The sequence below is a fragment of the Pseudomonadota bacterium genome (genome assembly GCA_041395565.1).
Classification (GTDB): Bacteria; Pseudomonadota; Gammaproteobacteria; order UBA9214; family UBA9214; genus UBA9214.
In genome coordinates this window covers 213,910-233,844 of the sequence record JAWLAI010000004.1, presented here as the reverse complement: position 1 = coordinate 233,844, position 19,935 = coordinate 213,910, and the positions used below count along the sequence as shown (strand labels likewise).

The 19,935-nt window shown below is 67.0% G+C and carries 19 protein-coding genes; 14 read left to right on the top strand and 5 right to left on the bottom strand.

Translation table 11 applies throughout. The annotated features are described in order from the left end of the window. Positions 1-131: 131 nt before the first annotated feature. The 4 genes from nfi to R3F42_06945 all read left to right on the top strand — a co-directional run bounded on the left by nfi (position 132) and on the right by R3F42_06945 (position 3,231). Entirely contained in the window at positions 132-797 is a 666-nt protein-coding gene (nfi, locus tag R3F42_06960) for a deoxyribonuclease V (protein ID MEZ5541766.1), read from the top strand. Positions 798-947: 150 nt separating this feature from the next. Continuing rightward, positions 948-1,433, top strand: a complete 486-nt coding sequence (locus R3F42_06955; GenBank protein ID MEZ5541765.1) for a hypothetical protein — start codon at positions 948-950, stop codon at positions 1,431-1,433. Between the two features lie 172 nt (positions 1,434-1,605). Further along, positions 1,606-2,748 (top strand): hypothetical protein, encoded by a 1,143-nt coding sequence (locus R3F42_06950; GenBank protein ID MEZ5541764.1) that lies wholly within the window; start codon positions 1,606-1,608, stop codon positions 2,746-2,748. A 90-nt stretch (positions 2,749-2,838) separates the two neighbouring features. Beyond that, positions 2,839-3,231 (top strand): glutathione S-transferase N-terminal domain-containing protein, encoded by a 393-nt coding sequence (locus tag R3F42_06945; GenBank protein MEZ5541763.1) that lies wholly within the window; start codon positions 2,839-2,841, stop codon positions 3,229-3,231. Positions 3,232-3,288: 57 nt separating this feature from the next. Here R3F42_06945 and R3F42_06940 read toward each other — a convergent pair whose 3' ends face one another. Next, positions 3,289-3,756, bottom strand: coding sequence for a CBS domain-containing protein (locus R3F42_06940; GenBank protein ID MEZ5541762.1), 468 nt, complete (start codon positions 3,754-3,756; stop codon positions 3,289-3,291). 459 nt (positions 3,757-4,215) lie between these two features. On the opposite strand from R3F42_06940, the gene R3F42_06935 reads away from it, so the two are divergent. Further along, a complete protein-coding gene (locus R3F42_06935; protein MEZ5541761.1) occupies positions 4,216-6,132 on the top strand; it encodes a serine hydrolase domain-containing protein in 1,917 nt (638 codons plus the stop codon). A gap of 29 nt (positions 6,133-6,161) precedes the next feature. Here the strand turns inward: R3F42_06935 and R3F42_06930 are convergent, their stop codons facing one another. Continuing rightward, the gene (locus tag R3F42_06930) at positions 6,162-7,454 is read right to left on the bottom strand and encodes an APC family permease (GenBank protein MEZ5541760.1); all 1,293 of its coding nucleotides are present in this window, start codon (positions 7,452-7,454) and stop codon (positions 6,162-6,164) included. Between the two features lie 214 nt (positions 7,455-7,668). On the opposite strand from R3F42_06930, the gene R3F42_06925 reads away from it, so the two are divergent. After that, positions 7,669-8,700, top strand: a complete 1,032-nt coding sequence (locus R3F42_06925) for a hypothetical protein (protein MEZ5541759.1) — start codon at positions 7,669-7,671, stop codon at positions 8,698-8,700. 23 nt (positions 8,701-8,723) lie between these two features. Here R3F42_06925 and R3F42_06920 read toward each other — a convergent pair whose 3' ends face one another. Beyond that, a complete protein-coding gene (locus tag R3F42_06920; protein ID MEZ5541758.1) occupies positions 8,724-10,418 on the bottom strand; it encodes an alkaline phosphatase D family protein in 1,695 nt (564 codons plus the stop codon). Between the two features lie 89 nt (positions 10,419-10,507). Further along, positions 10,508-10,882: a nucleotide pyrophosphohydrolase gene (locus tag R3F42_06915; protein MEZ5541757.1), complete on the bottom strand. Its 375-nt coding sequence runs from the start codon at positions 10,880-10,882 to the stop codon at positions 10,508-10,510. Positions 10,883-11,561: 679 nt separating this feature from the next. On the opposite strand from R3F42_06915, the gene R3F42_06910 reads away from it, so the two are divergent. From R3F42_06910 to R3F42_06890, 5 genes are all read left to right on the top strand, one after another. Continuing rightward, positions 11,562-11,900, top strand: a complete 339-nt coding sequence (locus R3F42_06910) for a hypothetical protein (protein ID MEZ5541756.1) — start codon at positions 11,562-11,564, stop codon at positions 11,898-11,900. Positions 11,901-12,117: 217 nt separating this feature from the next. Further along, complete coding sequence (locus R3F42_06905; GenBank protein MEZ5541755.1) at positions 12,118-12,684, top strand: Slp family lipoprotein; 567 nt, start codon at positions 12,118-12,120, stop codon at positions 12,682-12,684. A gap of 5 nt (positions 12,685-12,689) precedes the next feature. Further along, complete coding sequence (locus R3F42_06900; GenBank protein ID MEZ5541754.1) at positions 12,690-13,184, top strand: Slp family lipoprotein; 495 nt, start codon at positions 12,690-12,692, stop codon at positions 13,182-13,184. A gap of 172 nt (positions 13,185-13,356) precedes the next feature. Then, positions 13,357-13,827 carry an NUDIX domain-containing protein gene (locus R3F42_06895; protein MEZ5541753.1) on the top strand — a complete coding sequence of 157 codons (471 nt, stop codon included), beginning with the start codon at positions 13,357-13,359 and terminating at the stop codon, positions 13,825-13,827. Positions 13,828-13,942: 115 nt separating this feature from the next. Further along, positions 13,943-14,944, top strand: coding sequence for a Slp family lipoprotein (locus tag R3F42_06890; protein MEZ5541752.1), 1,002 nt, complete (start codon positions 13,943-13,945; stop codon positions 14,942-14,944). Between the two features lie 95 nt (positions 14,945-15,039). Here R3F42_06890 and R3F42_06885 read toward each other — a convergent pair whose 3' ends face one another. Next, positions 15,040-17,013 (bottom strand): MBL fold metallo-hydrolase, encoded by a 1,974-nt coding sequence (locus R3F42_06885; protein MEZ5541751.1) that lies wholly within the window; start codon positions 17,011-17,013, stop codon positions 15,040-15,042. Between the two features lie 133 nt (positions 17,014-17,146). Between R3F42_06885 and R3F42_06880 the strand changes: the two genes are divergently transcribed. From R3F42_06880 to R3F42_06870, 3 genes are all read left to right on the top strand, one after another. Next, the gene (locus R3F42_06880) at positions 17,147-18,115 is read left to right on the top strand and encodes a hypothetical protein (protein MEZ5541750.1); all 969 of its coding nucleotides are present in this window, start codon (positions 17,147-17,149) and stop codon (positions 18,113-18,115) included. 236 nt (positions 18,116-18,351) lie between these two features. Next, positions 18,352-18,651 carry a hypothetical protein gene (locus R3F42_06875; GenBank protein MEZ5541749.1) on the top strand — a complete coding sequence of 100 codons (300 nt, stop codon included), beginning with the start codon at positions 18,352-18,354 and terminating at the stop codon, positions 18,649-18,651. Positions 18,652-18,957: 306 nt separating this feature from the next. Further along, the gene (locus R3F42_06870; protein ID MEZ5541748.1) at positions 18,958-19,920 is read left to right on the top strand and encodes a patatin-like phospholipase family protein; all 963 of its coding nucleotides are present in this window, start codon (positions 18,958-18,960) and stop codon (positions 19,918-19,920) included. The last annotated feature ends 15 nt before the right edge of the window (positions 19,921-19,935 follow it).

Below are 19,935 nucleotides of genomic sequence, written 5' to 3'. Positions count from 1 at the left end.
ACCGCCTCACTGACATCGCGCTGCGACAGGCGCTACAGCATACGCCAGACCGACCGTGGATGGCACGGGCGCCGCGACGATTCCAGCCGCCCGGCCCGCACTGTCCACGCGCCTGCGCGTACAATGGCGGCATGCACGGGGAACTGCACCACACCGGCAGGTGGCCGGAGGACATCGCCTCGGCCCGTACGATCCAGGAAACCCTGCGGACACGGGTCGAGCGCCGGGACCGGCTCGGGACGGTCGGCACCGTCGCCGGCATCGATGTCGGTTTCGAAGACCGCGGCCGCACCACGCGGGCCGCGGTGGCCGTACTCAGCTTCCCCGGACTGCAACCGCTGGCACAGGCCATCCACCGCGCCCCGACCCGCTTTCCCTATATCCCCGGCTATCTCTCGTTCCGCGAACTGCCTGCCGTCCTGGCGGCACTCGACACACTGGACGCGCCGCCCGATCTCGTCCTGTGCGATGGCCAGGGTCTCGCCCATCCGCGCCGTTTCGGCTTGGCCTGCCACCTCGGCGTGCTGACGGACCTGCCCTGTATCGGGGTGGCCAAGTCGCGACTGATCGGTACCCACGGTACGTTGCCGCCGGAGAAGGGGGCCTGGGTACCGCTGCTGGACCGGGAGGAAACCATCGGTGCCGTGCTGCGCACCCGCGACCGCGTCAGCCCGGTCTACGTCTCCATCGGCCACCGCGTGAGTCTGGCGACGGCGATCGACTACGCCCTGCGCTGCACGACCCGCTACCGCCTGCCCGAGACCACGCGTCACGCCCACCGGCTCGCCTCGGGTTGACAACGCGGCGCAGCCGCTGCGTCGCGCGCAGCAGGCGCACCCTGCCCTTTGGTCCAGTACCGTTGTGCCGCGCCGGGATGTTGTAATGACCCTGTAGCAAGGGGAAACCGGCTACCGGCCCCGGCCGGACCGGTGCAGGAGCATAACAATATGAACAGAGTTTTGACCGGCGCAATGCTTGCGCTGCTGCTCACCCCCCCGCTCCTGGCGGGGGAACGGATCACCGTTCAGCAGATCCAGCAGGTGATGGAGGCCACCGATGCGGCCGCACGGGCGCATGATGCCGCCCACATCGGCATCTACCTGGACGATGCCTTCGTGAAGGAGATCGAGTTCCAGTACAAGGACTGGATGGCGAAGGTAAAGATCGACAAGTACGAATACCTGCAGCTGATCGATACCGGCTGGATGAACGTGGACGACTACGACTACCAGCGTATCAATACGGAAATCCATATCCAGCCGGATGGCAGCAGCGGGCAGTCCTACTCGACCATCATCGAACACATGAACGTGGAGGGCCGGGAAATGACGAGCCGCTTCCGCGAGTACGCCACCTACGTGCTGGTCGAGGGCAAACCCGTCATCAGCGAGATCAGCGGTCACACGCTGCTCGGCGACACCACGCCCTACTGACGGGCGCAGCTGCCGGCCCGGGCGGCACTGAACCGCGGCGCCGGTGACAAGCGGCATCCGCGCACGGCAGGCCCGTACTGCAGAGACCGCTTGCCAGAGCGGGCGGGGGCTACCTGCGCGGCCGCATTTCCATTACAGTGGCGCCGCATCGCACCCCACAGGTCATCCCGCGTTGCGTGACTACCGCGTCCTCGTCATCGGCCCGCGCCGCGCGCTCATCGAGACATTGCGTACGCGCAACATTCCATTCGCGGTGTGGCGGGAACGCGCCACCTTCCCGGTCACGGATGCATGCCAGACACTCACGGCACCCTTGTGGCACACGCGCGCAAAACTCAGGCAGCAGATCAGCACCAGCTTCGGTGCATACGGCTATACGCATGTGATCGCCGGCACCGAGGCCGGCGTATACCCGGCGGCCGTGGCGCGCCGCGTGCTGGGCGCCCGGCGCCAGCCTGCCACCACCGCGCTGCGCTGCCACGACAAGCTCGCGATGAAGCGATACCTGGCGGCGCACGACATCCCGATGACCGCTTTCATCGCCGAGTCCGCCCTGCACTCGGCACAAGAGGCCTTCGCACTCCTGGGTGCCCCGCTCGTACGCAAGCACCGCAGGTCATCCGGTGGCCGCGGCCTGGAATTGTTGCACCGGCCAACGGAACTCGTGCAGCGCCGGGACGGACGCACGCTCCTGGAACGCCACATCACCGCCCCCGAGGCAAGCGTCGAATCGTTCGTGAACCGCGGCCGCATTCATTTCGTCAATACCACGCGCTACCTGGAAAAGGGACATGTGAATTTCGTGCCTGCGGGGTTCGATGCCGACCTGCTCGAGACGCTGCATGCCTTCAACCGCCGCGTGATCGCGGCGTTGAAGATCGACTGGGGCATGACCCATCTCGAGGTCTATCTGACCCCCAAGGGACCGTTGTTCGGCGAGATCGCAGTGCGCCCCCCGGGCGGCTACATCATGAACGCCCTGCGGCATGCCTGGGGTTTTGACCCCTGGGCGGCGCTGGTCGCCATGGAACTGGATGAACCCTTCGATTTTCCGGCAGCGGCGGCCACCTGGGCCGGCGTGGACATCCTGCACCCCGGGTCCGGGCAGGTCGCGGACGTTCGCGGCGCGACTGCGATACGGACACATCCCGCCCTGCGCGAGTTCCGCCTCAAGCTGCGGCCGGGGGATACCGTCGACCGGCGGGAGGGTGCCGGTCAGGATACCGGTTACCTGCTCTATACCGCCGCCTCGCCGACGTCGCGGCTTGAATTATTCGGTTATTTCCGCGAGCATTTTGCCATCCGGATGCGCTGAGGTACGGGGGCGCGCAGCCGGGCGATACGCGCATGGGGCCGGTACGAATCGCGCCTGAGCGCAAGACAGACAACCTGACAGACGCCGCACATGAACGCCATCGTCAGCTATAGCTTCAAACTGGCACACATGCTGGTGGGCCCGCTGCTGCTGCTGGGCGATCGCCTGACCGCACCGCGTCGCGTCCAGCGCGACCCAACCGCCCAGGCGCGCATCGACGCAGAGACCCGCGAACTCGTCCTGTACCAGTTCCGCAGCTGTCCGTTCTGCATCAAGACCCGCCGCGCCATCCGGCGCCTGGCGCTGAACATAGAGACCCGCGACGCCCAGCACCATCAGCCCAGTCGCCAGCAACTGCTGAAATGCGGCGGCAAGCTCATGGTCCCCTGCCTGCGGATCGCCAAGCCGGACGGCAGCATGCAGTGGATGTACGAATCGAACGACATCATCCGCTATCTGGAATCCCGCTTCACCGGGGAGTGATCGGCGGCTACCCCTCACGCACCACGAACCGCGTCAGCTGCCGCCGCAGCGTACGACTCAGAGATCGCGAATCACCTTGAGCATGTCCAGCGCCGTGACAATACCGCTGAGCTTGCCCTGGCTGGTCACGAACACGCGGTGTATCCTGCCCCTGAGCATGGTGTCCGCGACCTCCTGCACCCCGGTGTCCTCACTCACGCTGAATATCATGGGTGTCATGATGTCCTGCACGCGCACCGGCGACTCGATCTGAATATGCATCTCGCGCAGTTCCTCGCGACCCATGCGTCGCTCCAGGTCGAACAGGTAGACATCGTGGGCATCCTCGCGCCCGGCGGCCGGCTCCTGCATCCGGTTCTGGCGCACGATATCGGTCAGTGACACCACCCCGACCAGCTTGTCGTTGGCCGCTACCACCGGGGCACCCGAGATTCCGTTGTCGACCAGAAAGTCCGCCAGCTGCTCCAGAGACCAGTCCCCCTCCGCGGCGAGCACCTCGCGCTGCATGACAGCGCTGACAGTCATTTGCCTGACGGATTCCCGACTTGCATTCATCATCTGCTCCCGATCCCGTGGTTGTCCGATCCTGCCGTCGCGCCGCATCCGGCGCCAAGCAGTTGATCACGAATTGAATTGGCCGCGCGTGCAGCTGATTCAGGCAGTCGCGCGTGCTGTGCCGTGGCGCCGCGCGACGGTGCGCGCCTTAACCGCTGACATACGCTGTAACGGTGGCCCATCCGCAGAGGCACCGCCATGACACATATCAATGCCGGCCGCACTTCCTTCCCTGCCGCACGGACATGCCGCGTAACCCTGCCCTGCCGGGAACACGTCCCGCCACGGTTGCGACAGTGCGGGATGATAAGACAGGTTCATGATATTGTGTTCCGGCAAGGGTCGCCGCATGGCACCGGCTCAGTCCGGGACGGTATTGCATTTCCGCCCGAGACAGCGCGAACCGGGGAACAACAGGGAACAAATAACATGCAATCAGGAGGCATCCGGGAACGGGCACGCGCACGCCATCTGCTGGCCCTGCTCCTCGCCTGCCTGACAGGTCTCTGCACACCGCTGCACGCGCAGCCCGGCGCGCACGCGCTCAACGCAGCCGAGCGCGCGGACCTGGCCCGCCTGATCGACGAGGTCATCATCACCCAGCTGTACCTGTACGACATTCCCGGTGCCGCCGTCGCGCTCGTCGGCAACGGCCGCATCCTGCATCTTGGCGGCTACGGTTATGCCGATCGCGACTCGGGCAGGCCGGTGGATGCCGACCGGACCGTGTTCGGGGCAGGATCGGTAGCAAAGGTCTTCACGGCAACGGCGGTGATGCAGCTCGTCGGCACGGGCAAGCTGTCACTCGGACGCGACGTCAACGACTACCTCACCGGTCTGCAGCTTCCCGCCACCTGGCCCAGGCCGGTGACGCTAGCGGACTTGCTGACGCAGTCGGCAGGCTTCGAGGAGCGGGCATTCGGCTTCTATGCTCGCAGCCCGGCCGAGCTCACCTCGCTGCAGATGTTCCTTGCCACGCATATGCCCGCGCGGGTCTATCCGCCCGGCAAGGTGACGGCGTATTCCAACTACGGCATCGCGCTCGCCGGCCAGATCGTGGCACAGGCTGCGGGCATGCCCTTCGAGCGCTATATCGACAACGCCGTCTTCGCGCCGCTGGGCATGCAGCACAGCAGCTTCCGCCAGCCGCTGCCGGCCGCGCTGGAAGCGGATCTGGCCACGGGTTACCGCGGCGCGCAGGGGCGCAGCGGCCGCAGCTGGTACCAGGCACGCCCGTCCGGCGCCCTGCACACCACCGCAGCGGACATGGCGCGCTTCATGCTCGCCCTGTTGCAGCAGGGCCGCTACGGCAAGGGCCGGATCCTGGCGCCACCCGAAAACGCGGCCATGCTGCAGCGGCAGTTCAGCAACAATCCCGCAGTCAACGGCCTGACCTACGGCTTCCAGGAACTGACCCGCGCCGGCGAACGCATCCTCTGGCATCCGGGAGATACCCGCTACTTCACCGCGGCCGTCTTCCTGCTGCCGGAACGCGGGCTGGGCCTGTTCATCGCACACAACCGCGCCGGGACCCGCGCGGCGCAACTGGATCTGCTGGATGCCGTCCTCTCTCGCTTGCAGCCATTGCCGCAATGGCCGCAGCCGGCCGCGGCCGGCGACAGCCTCCCGCCCGGCACCCGCCTCGACGGCAGTTATCGCAGCACCCGCAGCGGCGTGTTCGATCTGGAGCGGCTGTTCGCGCCGCTGCGGCCGGTGACCGTGCGTACGGTCGCGCCCGGCGCATTGCATATCACGGGCCTGTCGATGGTGCCGGACGGGACGTGGATCGAACGCGCGCCGGGGGTATACCAGGACAGCGGCAGCGAGGAAACCGTGGTGTTCAGCAGGGATGCCGCCAGCGGCGAGACCTGGCTGTTCGAGCGCAACGTCCCCGCCTACGGCTATCACCGCCTGCCCTGGTACGCCAGCCCCGCTGCCCAGGGCACACTGCTGGCCGGCTGCGCGCTGGTGTTCTTCCTGGTCGTGCTCCTGCGCCCGCCGCGCAGCAGGACTGCCCGGCCGGTGGTACCGCAACCCGTACCCTGGACCGCGCGCGTCGCCCGGCCGCTGGCCGGCCTGCTCGGCGCCACCAATCTCACCATCCTGGCCGGCACCGCCCTGATCCTGAGCCAGGGTTCCCGGCTGCTCTACGGCATCCCGCCCTACGCCCGGGCCATCCTGCTGCTGCCCCTGGCTTCCGCGGCACTGGCCGCCATGACCGTCGTCCTCACGGCGATTGCCTGGAGCCGGGGCTACTGGAACCGCGGGGCGCGCTGGCAGCTCACGCTGGTCGCGCTCGCCGGGCTGGCGTTTCTCGGCGTACTCCGTTACCAGCTGCTGCTGTAGCGTGTGCTGCGGAATTATTTAGCCAGGTTCTAGCCGGACACGCGCAATGCCCGGCCCGTGAGCACGCGAAAGATGAATTCGATCGCGAATGCCAGCGCCGTCATCCCGACCAGTATCCAGAGCCGCCCCGGCGCCGTGCGCAGGGTCTGCCACAGCAGTGCCGCAAGCGCACACAGGCATAGCACCACGCCGAGCCATGCCAGCCAGCGCCGGCTGTGCGCACGTCGCGCCAGCCGCACATTGGCGGCGTTGACGGCGGCGAAGATCAGCAGGAAACCCGCGCTGCCGAGCGTCGACAGACTGGAGAGATCGACGAGGTTGGCCGCCAGCAGGGTCACGGCGGAGGTGATCAGCAGGCCTTCCACCGGCCGGTTCCACAAGCGGCGCTCCAGCACGGCGGGCAGCTCGCCGTCCCGGGCGATGATGTAGCTGAGCCGGGCCGCACCGTAGAGCGTGGCGTTGATCGCGGATGTCGTGGACAGCACGGCCGCGACGGCTATCAGGGTGAAACCGGTCTGCCCGAGAAACGGCCGGGCCGCCGCCAGCGCGTAATCGCGCGCCGCGACGATGTCGCCCACGGGGAGGTTGCCCACGGCCACGATGGCCACCAGCACGTACAGCACGATGACGAATACCACCGCGGAATAGAAGGCACGCGGCAGCGTGGTGGCGGCATTGCGCACGTCGCGGGCGGTGTTGGCGATCAGCTCGAAACCCTCGTAGGCCAGGAAGATGATCATCCCCCCTGCCACCAGGTGCAGCGGCGTCGACCAGGCCGCGGGTGCCAGCCGCGCCGCGTCCACACCCGGAAAACCCGCACCGATGAACAGCGCCAGGATTGCGAGCTTGACGAACACCACCCAGTCCTCGGCCTTGCCGATGAGGCGGGCACTGAGCAGGTTCAACCCCGTGATGACGACGATGACGGCGCTGGTCAGGACATGGTTCGCCATCCCGTGCCAGTGCGCCGGGAACAGGGATGCGCCGTAACTGCCGAACGCGCGGGCGTAAAGCGAGAGCATTACCATGTAGCTGAGCCAGAGCAGGATGTTCATGCCGCCGGTCAGGAGACCGGCACCGAACGCCCGGTCCAGATACGCCACGGTGCCACCCTGGCTGGGAAATGCGACGGAGAGCCGGGCGTAGGAGTACGCAGTCACGAGCGCGACGGCGCCGGCGATCAGGAACGCGACGGGTGCCCCGCCGTGCGTCAGGTCGACCGCCAGGCCCAGCACGGCAAAGATGCCGCCGCCGACCATGCCGCCGATGCCGATGGCGGTCGCTTCCCAGTAACCGACCTGTCGAGGTTCCGTATTGTTCAAGTACTGGCGGCGCTCCGGCTGACCCGGCCTGCCTGCACGGTCAGGCAGGCTGCCTGATCCTGCCTATGGTAGCGCACCTGCGCGCAGGTTGCGGCCGGGCTGACCCACGCCCGTACCGGCGGCGACACCCGCCGGACCCAGCCTCAAGCCAGCCCGCCGCGATTCCGTTACACTCGCTACTCAGGATTTCCGCCGATTCGAACCGGAGCGTGCCATGAACCACCTGCGACTGTTTACTGCCTGTCTGACCGTTGCGCTGCTTGCCGGCGCGCCCGTTTGCGCCGCCCCTGGACCATCCGTCCCGACCCCGGCGGCCGGGTCCGGCGGTTTGCAGCCGGGCTGGTACGGTGCAGCGCCCGCCCCGTCGGGGGCGCTGCAACCCTGGCCGCAGGGTGCGCCGTGGCCGCTCCCCGCCTACCCGTTCCCGCCACCACACGCGCAGCAATGGCCGACCGCCGCGGCAAGCGCATCACGCAGCGAGCTGGACCAGGCACAGGCGCGACTGGCGACCCAAAGCACGGCGCTGGATGAGGCCCGGGAACAGATCGCCACGAAAGACACGGAACTGGACACGGCACGGACGACGCTCGCGCAGTTGCAGCAGCGCGTGCAGCATGCCGTCGAATCCGAACGCACGCTGTCCGACCAGCTGGTTACCCTGCGGACCGAGCAGGCCGGACTGGAGCAACAGCGTCTTGCACTGGCGGCGGAACGCGACGGGCTGCGCGACGATCTCACCGGCCGTGACCGGGAACTGGCCGTGCTGAATGCCAGGCTGCAGACCGCCTCCCGGGCGCTGCAGGAGGCGCAGTCCCAGACCGCCGCATCGGCCGGGCAGCTCGGCGCGGCCATGTCCCAGCTGGAGACGCTGCGGGATCAGCTGAGCGCATCCAGTACCCGTCTCGAGACCCACGCCACCACCCTGCAGGGGGCGCTCGCCGTCCGGCAGGCAGCGCCCGAAGACGGTGACGGGGCGCAGACGGCTGCCGGCACGGCCGCGGCCACGGTCGGCGCCCCCCCTCCCGGATCCGACGCCGAGGCGAATGCCGCCATGCTGCAGCAGTTGCGCGAGCGGCTGGCCAAGCTCAGTGCCGAACGCGACGACCTGTTCGAGAAGCTGAAGACCGAGGTCTCCAGACGCGTCAAGACGCAGAAGGAACTGGCCTTGTGCCACCGTGAGCTGCATCAGACCGATGCGGCAACGCCGGACAGCGCGACGGTTACCGGTTCGCCGCAGTCACCGTAGCGGTTCGGCGCTTGCCGCCGTCATCAGGCCCGGGGGCTGAAGCGGCACTCGATACTGGCGAGCGAATGGGTAACGGCCCGGTCCTGCTCCCGCTCGTCCGGATCGGACACCTTCTGTTCGCCGTAGAGGCGGAACGTGACCATATCCTGCACCGGGTCGACCTGGAGTAGGGAAAAATTGCTGTCCGTGTACAGCGCCAGGCGTTCGAACCGGTACCCGTCCGGCGACTGCCCCGCTTCCGCCACGGTGTGGCCGAGCAGCCACCCCAGCGCCCGTGGCTTGTTGTAGGTGATGGCACTCGACGTCAACTGATAGATGACCGCGCCGGTGCGCGCGTCGATCATGCGGAAGGCGGCGGAAGTATGCACGTCACCGCTCAGTATGCAGACCCTGATACCCCGCTCCGCAGCCGCGAACAGCGCCCGGACGAGCGCCTTGCGCTCGGAGTCGTGTTTCTCGTGTTCCCAGGCGTCGCGCAGATCGTCCTGCAGATCCGCGACGTCGGCCAGCACATTGTCGTCCGCGTTCACCAGCACCGGCAGCATGTGCAGTACCGGCACCGTTGACACGACGAACAGGAAGGGCGTACTGCGCGGCTGCAATGCCTCCAGCCAGCGCCGGAACCGGTTGAACTGCGCGACCCCGAGCACCCGGCGGGAACGGCGGTTGATATCGCGACAGCCGCGCCCGTCGAGCACATAGAAGGCCGCGCCCTGTGCGACAAAATGATAATCGAACGTCCCGTCGCCCCCGTCGGCGGGACTGTCCGGATTATGGGAATGCTGGTATTCCCGGTATACCCGGGACGCCGCCGCCTGCATGCGTTCGCGCAATTCCAGGCAGTCGCGGCGGCTGAGCTTTCTGGCCCTGCGCTCGGGAAAACGCTCGTCCAGTTCGTCCTTGCCACCGCCGAGCAGGAACGAACCCCAGCCGTCGGCAATCTCGTGATCGTCCCAGATCATGTAGGTCGGATAGCCGGCGAAGGCCTTGCGCACGCCGGGGAATCCCCAGTACCCGTGATAGATATCGCGGTACCAGCTCACCATCTCGTCATAGGACGGGCTCAGCTCGCCACCCGATTTGGCCATGCGGGCATTGAGCAGTTTCCAGATATCGAGCGTCTTCACACCATCCGCGTACACCTGGTCACCACCGGCGATGACGAAACGCAGGTCCTGCGCGTAATGCCGCTCCAGCACCTCGTTCAGACAGTCCCACATGTGTTCGTTGACCACGGAGGTCCTGCCGAACAGGGAAACCTTGTAGGGCATGTGACATGAATAGAATCCGAAGCTGAACACGCCGGCCTGCGCGGGCAACGTGCGGAAGCGGTACTCGTAGTCCCTGCCGATGACGATGCGCCCCCGGTCCTGGTGTGCGCCGAATACCGCGTAGCGATATTCTGTCGCCGGCTCCAGCCCCTCGACCTCGATCACGCAGGTCGTGTCCTGCAGCTCATCGTACACGGCGAACGGATAGCGCTGCACCCACGCCGGCAGCGCCGCCATGCCGGTATAGGGGACTTCCTTGAAACCGCTGAACAGTGCGTTGCCCGCATCCCTGTGTGACGGATAGACCAGCAATGTGAAATCCCCCAGATCCGCCACCCGCACCCAGATCCGGCAGGAATCCGCCGTCGTATGCCCGACGATACTGGCCCGCTCGAGGAGCGGGTTGGGCCAGGGACGGATATCCTTGAAAACGAGAGAATTGCTCATGTCAGTACTGCTCCCTGTAGCCTGCATTGCATGAAAGTGCCGGCTCGCGCCGCCCGGCGCTGGCCGCGGACCGGCGCTGTGAGCGGCCGTCAGCCGCCGTCGTCACGGGCGTCGTATTTCTCCGCGCTGCCACGCACCTGGTCTGCGGGATACTTGCGCGCATTAATCTCCAGCTTGGCGTCGACGGCATGTTCGAGGTCGATCTCGAGCCTGTCGGCCAGGCGAATGAGATAAATCTGGATATCGGCGAGCTCCTGCTCCACGGCCGTGCGCCTGGCGGGCGCCAGGGACTGACTCTCGGCCTGGGACAGCCACTGGAACTGCTCGACCAGCTCGGCTGCCTCGACGATGAGCGCCATGGCGAGATTCTTGGGCGAGTGGAACTGATCCCAGTCGCGCGCGGCGGCGAACTCGCGCAGACGGCGCCTGATGGACTCGAACGGATTCTCGCTCCGGCTCGACATCGGACTGTCTTCCTGCATGCCTGCAGCTGTGTGTGATTGAGGGACGGTGCCACCATTGTGCCCGGCGCAGCGCCGGGCCGGCAGACGCAGGTATGTTAGCACGCGGCTGTTACCCGGACAGCGTTCGACAGCGGACCGTCAGCCGGCGACCGAGCGCCGGTGTCCGGCCGCACCAGACAACGCCGAGTGCAGGCCGGCAGCGGTGCTTGCACGTCGCACAGCAGTGAATTTGCGCACGCGCTGACACGGTTTTTACCCCAGCCTCATGCCCTGCTGACCGCGCCGCTGTGACATGCCGCGTAAACTTGGACATTGTCGTCAGGCGACGATGCCCGATGCGTCTGACAAACAATGACTTGCCCTGAAACACGTGCACACTGTCGCTGACGGGAGACGGTTTGTCGCACACAAACCGTCCCACCCCCGGCGTTCGTGCCGGCATTTCGGGGCGAATCAGACGCTTATTCACTCTGGCCTGGTGCTTGCTTGATATTCAGCAATTTTCAGGACTGGGATCTGCATCGCGCATGCGAAGGAATCGCTCGGATAGAGTCTGGCTGCGTCAGGATGATGCCTGACATGTCTCACCGGTAAGCAGCGGCATCCGAGTCCGGAAACAGCGCCGACATCACGGCAGCATCGTATGCGGCGATTCCTGCGGCAACCGAGGTTAGAGACCATGAACCACAGCAACCGAATTCGGCATCACCGGGAGCGCGGATCCAGCGCGGCACTGCTCGCGCTCTTAAGCGGATCGCTCGCTTCGCTCCCGGTGCTTGCCGAACCCTGGCAACCGATCGATCCCGGCCGGATACTGATTGCGGCCATCGCCAGCAGCAACGAGGGCGGCATCGTCGGTACCGGCCTCTACAACGAAAAGGTACACGGTCGCACTCAGACCAGCGCGCTGGTCTCCCCCCCGATTCGGTCCCGGGCCACCATGGCCGGCGGGGCTGCCCCGGCACACCAACTCGCGGCGACGGAGCCGGGCGCTCGCGACGCCGGCCGCGCCGGCTAGGTACGGAATCCCTGCCGCGGCAACGGCACGGCGCCGGCTGTGAGTCTGACCCACGTTCACACTATTGCCGGCTCGACCCTCGCCATGCCGACCCGCAGCGACACGCCTCTGCACTCACCGGCTCGGCACGGCGCGAGAACACGGCGCGCCGGCGGCAACCGCACCTTTTGCCGCCCCGGCGGTCTAACGTTATGCGAGACCGCAGGAGGATAGAATCATGCTGCAAGCGAGATCACTTACCGGCACGATGGTGCTTGCGGCAACGCTGCTCAGTGCATGCACCTCGCCGATACCGCCGCTGATCCGGCAAGGGCCGGCGGACAGTCCGTGGCCAGCGGTCGTACGCGGCGAGATCGACACCTACCGCGATCAGCAGGTGCGGTGGGGCGGTTCGATCATCGCGACGGAGAACCGCAAGGATGCCACACGACTCACGGTACTGGGACGGTTGCTGTACCGGGACGGCGAACCCCGGCTGACGGATGACAACGCGGGTCGCTTCATCGTGCGCGTACCCGAATTCCTGGACCCCAAGGTCTACGCACCCGACCGGCGCATCACCGTGACGGGCACGGTCCGAGGCACCGAGTCCGGCAAAGTGGGCGAACACACCTACGTCTACCCGGTCGTCGAGGCACAGGCGTGGTACCTGTGGCCGCAGGAAACCGACCGTTATCACTACTACGATGATCCGTGGTACGACCCCTGGTGGTACGACCGCTGGTACAGCCCCTGGTACTATCGCGGCTATCCTTACGCCTATCCCTACCGTTACTGGCGCTGACACCCATGCCGCACCTGCAGCGTTGCCTCGCGCTCGCACTGTCGCTGCTGCTCGCCGCCTGTGCCAGCGGACCCACCTTCGAGACCGCGGGGGTCGAGCGTACACTGACGCCGGTCGGCGTCAGTGCCGCACCGCAAACCGCCAGCGGCCGCACGGTGCTGTGGGGCGGTGTCATCCTGAACACCACCAACCTGGATGACAGCACCCGTATCGAGGTGCTGGCCTACCCGCTCGACAGCAGCGAATGGCCGCAACAGGAACGCGATCCACTGGGACGCTTCATCCTCGTACAGTCGGGTTATCTGGAGCCGGCCAGCTATGCCGAGGGTCGACTCGTCACCGCAACCGGCACGATCACGGGCAACATGACCGGCCGTGTCGGCGCGTCGGACTATACCTACCCGGTGATCAGTGCGCGGCAGCTCTATCTCTGGCCACGCGAGCGCGCACGCGACCGTACCCGCGTCATCTTCGGCCTCGGCGTCGGCATCGGACTTTAGCCTCACCCGGCGCACGACAGGCGACAGGGCCGCAGTATCCCGTACCGGCCGCCGCCGTGCGCGGACATGACCTGCTGCTGCGCGACGAACCGGCTATCTGGCACGCGGCACGCTTTAACCCTAGTATTGCCATCATGCTTTCCGTCCCGAAATGCCTTGCCCGCGCCCGCCCATGAGCGTCCAGAGCTACGGCATCCTGTTGTACCGGTACGTGGATGGGCAGCTGCAGGTCTTGCTGGTGCATCCCGGCGGGCCGTTGTGGCAGGACAAGGACATGGGGGCGTGGTCGATCCCCAAGGGAATCGGGGCAGTGGACGAGGCACCGCTCGCCGCCGCGCGGCGCGAGTTCGAGGAAGAGACCGGTTACGCCGTCGACGGCGCTTTCATCGCGCTCGGTGCACTCAGGATGAAAAGCGGCAAGATCGTCCATGCCTGGGCACTGGAGGGCGACCTCGACGTCGCCGGGATACGCAGCAATACCTTCACGCTCGAGTGGCCGCGCCATTCCGGCCGCTTCGGGGAGTACCCGGAGATAGACGCCGGACGCTGGTTCACACTCGTTGCGGCCCGCCAGTGGATGTCGGTCAGCCAGACAGGCTTCCTCGACCGCTTGCAGGCAGCCCTGGAGGACGTCGAGGCATGACACCCACCCGCCGCATCAGCGATTCGTTCACTCCGGCACGTGCGAGCCGGCCAGCCACGGCAAACTCAGGCGCAACCGTGCCATGTACATAAAATGCCGCAGATCCGCGTGCGTCATGCTGGCGTTGAGCACACTGCTGCTCGCCGGCTGTACCACGCCGGTGCCGCTGCAGATCCGCCATGGACCGCAGGACAACCCGACACCGGCGCTGGCGGCCGCCCGCCTCGCCGACTACGTCGGCCAGACCGTGCGCTGGGGCGGCGTGCTGATCGCCACCGACAACCTCGCCACTGTCACCCGGCTGAGTGTGCTGGCTCGGCCGTTGGCCGCAGACGGCGAACCGCAGCCCGGTGATGACAGCCAGGGACGTTTCATCGCCGTCGTGCCCGCCTTCCTCGATCCGGCCCAGTATGTTCATGACCGCCGCGTCACTGTCAGCGGGATCCTGCGTGCCGGCGAGATCGGCATGGTCGGCACATATCCCTATGTTTATCCCGTGGTCGAGGCACAGGCCTGGTATCTGTGGCCGGATGCCGTGGCGCCCTATGGCTCGCCCTATCCCTGGTGGTACGACCCCTGGTACGGACCGTGGTGGTTCGGGTCCGGCTACGACCCCTGGTATTTCCCCGACGCTCACCCGCACTGGCATCCGCGCTACCACCCGCACCCGCAGGTCCCGGCCCGGCCGGACATGGCACCGGGCACCGGGGCGCGGCCGCCCATGCCCGCCCCGCGCACACCGCAGCCCGCAGCGCATGGCCGGCCGGCACCGCGCCCGGAGCCAGCCCACGCGCAAGACCCAGCCAACGCACACCCAGGGCGGCAGGCGCACGGCGCAATGCCGGCGCCAGTTCCCCTGCCACCGGCAGAGCCGGCTCAGCGTGAACATGCTCCAGCGCACAGTGGGCAACGGCACGCGCCGCCAACGGCCAGCGGACACGAACCGCCAGCCGCATCAGCCGGCGACGCCGCCGCGGGCGCAGGACAACCACGCGCGGAACAGCGGCACGAACCGGACCGGGCGCGCGAACCGGCGCAGCGGCAGCCGGCGCCGGACGCAGCGGAACAAAACCGGGGGCTGCGCGGCTTCTTCCGCCGCTGGCGCAACAGCGAGTGAACGGCGGTGCACGACCCCGCATCCATAGCAACTGAGGCTGCTGCAGGAATTCGCTGCCGCAGCAGTGACACGGCCCTCACCCCGGCACGGCCGACTCAGGCGTCGAGCGGATCGGCGCTCATGTCATCCGGCAGTATCAGGGTGCGGGTGTGTGCGGCGATCTCGGCATACACCGCGGCGGGTTCGTGCTCGTAGCGGCGCGAGAAATGGAACGGCACCAGCCGCGCGACGCCGGCAGCCTCGGCGATTTCGGCGCAGGCGCGCGTAGTGAGGTGCGCGGTGCGGGCCGCCTGGGTGACATCGTCCGCGCGAAAGGTCGCTTCGCAGAACAGGGTATGCGCGCCGTGCGCAAGCGCCACCACGCGTTCGCGGTTGTCCGCGGTATCCGCAAAATCGGTGGCATAGACCAGCTTCTTGCCCGGGACGACCAGGATCAGGTCATCCGCCAGTGCCCGCACGCTTTGCGCAGACCGGTCGGGCAGATTGATCCGTACCCGGTCTTCTCCACACTGCAACCGGCGCTTCAGCTCGCCCAGCCACGGGCCCGGGACGAGTCCGCGGGCCTGCAGCCGGTCCTTGCGTACCTTGAATTCGCACACAGGCTCGAACGCATAGGCCAACACCGGTGAGACATGCGTGAGCGTGGTGGCACGCACGCGGAACTCCGGCTCGTTCAGGATGACACCCGCCTGTGCCACCCGTTCCTCCAACAGTTCGCAACCGGGTCGCCCGGCCTGCACCACGCAGCGCCGCAGGTGGGTAGCATGCAACTCGTAAACCTCGAAGCGCGGCCCGTTGTCCCCGATGCGGTCCCACAGGATGCCGCGCATGAGTCCGTCGATGTTCACGGCGAGACCCGGCGGCCCGTACAACCGGCACCGGGACTGTTCACCGATGCGGGAGCGCAACAACCAGAGAAAGCCGGCAATGTGGTCGATGTGCGCATGCGTGATGAACACCTCGCTCACCTGATGTGCGACACGTGCCGGCAAGCGGGTGCCCTCGCCGAGGTCGAACAGGAAGCTGCGACGCCGGTGACGCAGTCGGGCGTGCAGCAACGGGTCGCCGAACACGCCATTGACGAGACAAACACTGAGCACGCCGACCCGTCCGGCCGGTTGCGGACCGGTCACCGGGGTGACCGGCGCCCAGGGCGCAACATCGGGCGGCGGCAGGTAACCGAAGCGGTCCGCGGCAAACCGCGCTGCACTGCCAAGACGGCCGTCCTCGCGGCGAACGGCATCGCGCACCAGCAGTGCGGATCCGGCACTGGCAGTCTCCGGCATGCGCACCTGCAGGCGCATGCCGTCCGCGGCGATCACCTCGCCCAGCGCCAGGGTGCGGGTACCCTCCAGCAGCGCGACCTGACGGCCGCTCCAGGCGCCGGGGGCATCGGTTGGCGGCGGGGTGCCCAGGACCTGCAGGCGGCCGAGGTCCAGCGTGCTGCTGCGGGCCGTTTCCAGGTAGGCATCCCACAACCGGGTACGCCAGGCCGCACGCTTGCGCTTGCCCGGCCTGCCGGCCTGCGCCGCGGCCTGCACGCTATAGACCGGAACCTGCAGCGCCCGCAGTTCCCCCACCAGACCCAGCGCCCGGCCGTCAGCTGCCAGCACCAGCACCGCGTCCGGCCGGGTGGCATCGACCACCGCGGGCAGCAACTCCGCTCCGGCCACGCCGCGGAAAACGCCGGGACCATCGATCAGCAGCACACCCGCCGTCACAGTCGACACCAGCCGGCGCAGCGCCGCCACCAGCGGCAACCGGAAGCGACCGGCGTCGAGCGTGCACAGCGCCTCGATGTCATCCAGGTGCCAGCCGGCAGCACGGTAACTTCCCAGACACAGCGCACCGGGCACCCCGAACAGCGGTGAGCCGGGATCGGCGCCGAGACAGCGGCAGCAGCGCCCTGCCCGCGCCAACTCCGCCGCCAAGGCGTCGACCAGCGTCGACTTGCCTACGCCGGGCGGGCCAACCAGCAATACCCGCCGGTCACCGGCTAACAGCGTTGCCACCAGCGCGGCCGGCGCTGCAGGCAGCGGCGGGAATGCAGGACGCGTGAGAACTTCCATAGCGGAACCATGATGGCACAGGCCGGCACTGTCATAATTTGACCGGTATCAGCCGCTGCAGGACTATTGCAGGCGTATACTGATGCCATCGACGGTTCCTACCCTATATCATGCAGCGCGCCCCGCAGATATCGTGACAACCCTGTCAGTGCCTCGAAGGCCCTTTCGTCTTACGCCGCCACCGGCATGGCTGTGCATCCTGGCGCTAGCCACGCTGCCGGGTGCGGGCACAGCCAGCATGACGCTGTATCGACTCAACGACCTGGCCGCGCGGCTCACCGCCGAACCGCTGCCGTTGCGTACCGACCTGGCACGAATCACGCTCGAGGAGCTGGCCGCGGCCTACAGCGAGGAAGCCCTGCGCGCACGCCGCGATGCCCGCGGGCACGCCGACGCCAGCGGCTTGTGGCGCTGGGCCGCCGCGGTGGAGAAACTGGCCGCGGACTACCGGCGGCTGGCGGCGGACGTGCTGCCCGACACACCCGTTGAGGTCAGTGCCGGCCCGGAAGGCAACCTCTATCTGATCGTAGCCGGCAAACCGGTGATCGCCAGCAGCCCGCGCGTACATGAACAGGCAGCATTCGAGCAGCAGATACTCGCGCGCTTCTGTGAGCTGAATCGCTGCGCGGACCTGCTCGACGCGACCAGCACCGATGCGATACCCGTATCCGGCCCGGAGGCAGACCGTGCTGCTGTGCAATGGAGTTTCAGCCAGCACGCCGGTCCGGTATGCGCCAGCGGCGACGGGCTCGAATTCCAGTTCCTCAACATGGACAACCTCGGCCCCAAGCGTGACGCCTGCGCCCGCGCCGTCGCCGAACTGAATCTGCTTGCCGATTCCCTCGCGCGCGAGGTCGCCGGCGGTATCCGCATCGACTGGGACCTGTTCGTGATCCAGCATCTGCCCGACGGCGAGGAACAGGTACTGCTGAACGGTTCGGGAGACTATCTGCGGCTCCGGCTGCCGCTGCTGGTGGCACGACAGGAACTGGTCGGCCTTGTCCGACCCTGGCTGGCGGCGCAGGTGAACGGCCGGCACTACGCCCTGGTCGTGCTCAACGCCGGCAGGGTCCTGGCGCCGGCCGGCCGGCCACTGGACTAGCGCGCGGACGGCGCCCGCCGCGATCGCCGGTTCCGTGCACGCGCCAGCCGGCGGGAAGGCCGACATCCCTACCGCCGATCCCAACCGATTGGCAGACAAGCAACTATCGAAAAATTATTGCGCCGACACCCTCGACATTCCCCCAAACCTGCCGTTGTTTTGTACTACGCTTGGATCGAGAGAAGCGTATACTGTGGCATCCATTGGGTCTGGGACCGTATTTTTGGAGATTATTCATGAGGTTAGAAATTTCATGGTACCGGCATGCGCTGCTCGCCCTGGCATTGACATGCGCCGGCAATGCGCTGGCATGTGACCATGCCTTCGATGGCTGCCTGGGCTGTAACGATGATCAGCTGCCGATCTGCCTGCAGGAATTCGTGGCGAGTATCTGCGAGACGTCGGGCAACCCGGCCAACTGTGACACCGAACGCGCTTATGATGATGTGGAACGCCACGTGATCATCAGCACCGGCACGCACATGTCCAAGGTGCGTGCGATGATGCGCAGCGCGCGCAAGTACCAGTTGCACTGAGTCGACAGCGCGCGCCATCCCGCCCCGGCGCCGTAACCGCAGCCCCCCCGGCAGCGAGCATCACCGAGTCCGCCTGATCCACGACCCACAGCACGCATCCGCATACCCGAGACGGCGCTGCACTGCCGCTCCCGGCGCGGCATTTGCGGGCGCAGCCCAGCGGTTATGGCGGCGATCCCGTCAGCGAACCCAACATCAGCATGCAGACGCTGACCGGCTGCCGCACGACAGCCCTATCCAGCGCCTGCATCCCTGCCCTGGCGGCATTATACTGCCGGCATCGCAACACACGGGACGCTGCCGGACATGACGGCTGGTCGTGCCACATTCTCACGCCGCGAATTCCTCGCCGTCAGCGCCGCCACCGTGCTGCTGGCGGTGACCGCGTGCGGCCGCAGCAAGCCGCGGATCGGCCTGGCACTCGGAGGGGGCGGTGCCAAGGGGCTCGCGCACATCCTGATCCTGGAAACGCTCGACGACATGGGCATCGTGCCGCATGCCATCACCGGCTGCAGCATCGGCGCCATTATCGGTGCGCTCTACGCCGCCGGGCTGAGCGGCCGTGATATCCGCGCCCAGATCGAGCAGTTCTTCGTCGACCAGGACGCGGCCGAGCACAAGCTGTTCGCGTTGCCGAAATCGATCCGCTGGCTGGATTTCATCGACCCCGCGCTGGCCGGCGGTGGCCTGCTCAGCAGTGACGATTTCATCGAGTTCCTGGGCGAGATCATGCCGGCGCGCGGCTTCCGCCAGCTCAAGATCCCGTTCAAGGTGGTCGCCGCCGAGCTGCTGACCGGCCAACAGGTGGTGCTGGATTCCGGCGCCCTGTTACCCGCCATCCAGGCGAGCATGGCGGTACCCGGGGTGTTCCCGCCGGTGCAGATCGGCGATCGCCTGCTGGTCGACGGCGGCGTCGCCAATCCGCTCCCCTTCGACCTGCTGGAAACGGACAACGACATCACCATCGCGGTCGATGTCAGCGGCAATCGCGAGGTCGATGACGGCGGGAAGCTGTCATCCCTCGGTGTGCTGCTGCAGAGCTTCCACACCATGAGCAACAACCTGCTGGCCGAAAAGCTCAGGCAACGACGGCCAGACATCTACGTGCGACCGGATATCCGCAATGTCAAGGTGCTGGAATTCTACAAGGCGCGCGAAGTGTTCGCGCAGGCGGAACCGGCGCGGCAGACCTTTGCAAAGGATCTCACACGCGCTTTGCGCAGCCATGCGATCCGCAGCGGCTGCACCGTGGCGACAACAGCCGATTGAGGAATCTCGCGCCCG

Excerpts from the sequence above, each read along its gene's own strand:
- nfi (MEZ5541766.1), top strand. The coding sequence starts at position 132 with ATGCACGGGGAACTGCACCACACCGGCAGGTGGCCGGAGGACATCGCC.
- R3F42_06955 (MEZ5541765.1), top strand. The coding sequence starts at position 948 with ATGAACAGAGTTTTGACCGGCGCAATGCTTGCGCTGCTGCTCACCCCC.
- R3F42_06945 (MEZ5541763.1), top strand. The coding sequence starts at position 2,839 with ATGAACGCCATCGTCAGCTATAGCTTCAAACTGGCACACATGCTGGTG.
- R3F42_06940 (MEZ5541762.1), bottom strand. The coding sequence starts at position 3,756 with ATGACTGTCAGCGCTGTCATGCAGCGCGAGGTGCTCGCCGCGGAGGGG.
- R3F42_06935 (MEZ5541761.1), top strand. The coding sequence starts at position 4,216 with ATGCAATCAGGAGGCATCCGGGAACGGGCACGCGCACGCCATCTGCTG.
- R3F42_06925 (MEZ5541759.1), top strand. The coding sequence starts at position 7,669 with ATGAACCACCTGCGACTGTTTACTGCCTGTCTGACCGTTGCGCTGCTT.
- R3F42_06920 (MEZ5541758.1), bottom strand. The coding sequence starts at position 10,418 with ATGAGCAATTCTCTCGTTTTCAAGGATATCCGTCCCTGGCCCAACCCG.
- R3F42_06915 (MEZ5541757.1), bottom strand. The coding sequence starts at position 10,882 with ATGTCGAGCCGGAGCGAGAATCCGTTCGAGTCCATCAGGCGCCGTCTG.
- R3F42_06910 (MEZ5541756.1), top strand. The coding sequence starts at position 11,562 with ATGAACCACAGCAACCGAATTCGGCATCACCGGGAGCGCGGATCCAGC.
- R3F42_06905 (MEZ5541755.1), top strand. The coding sequence starts at position 12,118 with ATGCTGCAAGCGAGATCACTTACCGGCACGATGGTGCTTGCGGCAACG.
- R3F42_06900 (MEZ5541754.1), top strand. The coding sequence starts at position 12,690 with ATGCCGCACCTGCAGCGTTGCCTCGCGCTCGCACTGTCGCTGCTGCTC.
- R3F42_06895 (MEZ5541753.1), top strand. The coding sequence starts at position 13,357 with ATGAGCGTCCAGAGCTACGGCATCCTGTTGTACCGGTACGTGGATGGG.
- R3F42_06890 (MEZ5541752.1), top strand. The coding sequence starts at position 13,943 with ATGCTGGCGTTGAGCACACTGCTGCTCGCCGGCTGTACCACGCCGGTG.
- R3F42_06885 (MEZ5541751.1), bottom strand. The coding sequence starts at position 17,013 with ATGGAAGTTCTCACGCGTCCTGCATTCCCGCCGCTGCCTGCAGCGCCG.
- R3F42_06875 (MEZ5541749.1), top strand. The coding sequence starts at position 18,352 with ATGAGGTTAGAAATTTCATGGTACCGGCATGCGCTGCTCGCCCTGGCA.
- R3F42_06870 (MEZ5541748.1), top strand. The coding sequence starts at position 18,958 with ATGACGGCTGGTCGTGCCACATTCTCACGCCGCGAATTCCTCGCCGTC.